1 pseudogene is annotated in these 337 nt (G+C 74.5%); it reads left to right on the forward strand.

The window, feature by feature from the left end:
• A pseudogene (locus tag F8271_RS31705) lies at positions 1-337 on the forward strand (ATPase); the annotation flags it as partial.

The following is a 337-nucleotide window of genomic DNA, read 5'->3' on the forward strand; positions in this document are numbered from 1 at the left end:
AATGGCGTCCGCAGGGCGTCGACCAGGAGGTGGAGCGGGCCACCGGGGTGCTCCGCCGGGATCTGGGCACGCCCCGGGTGTTCGCGTTCGCCAACCCCAAGGGTGGGGTGCACAAGACCACCGCCACCGTCCTCGCGGCGGCCACCGTCGGCAGCGTGCGCGGCCGAGGTGTGCTGGCCTGGGACGACAACGAGCTGCGCGGCACCCTCGGGCTGCGCGCGGGCAGCGCCCGGCACGCCCGGACCATCCGCCACCTGATCGGCGAGCTGGCCCAGATCGAGATCCTGGAGGGCGCGACCCTGCTGGACCGGCTGGACGACTTCCTGCGGCACGCCTC

The sequence above is a fragment of the Micromonospora sp. ALFpr18c genome (assembly GCF_008868155.1).
Classification (GTDB): Bacteria; Actinomycetota; Actinomycetes; order Mycobacteriales; family Micromonosporaceae; genus Micromonospora.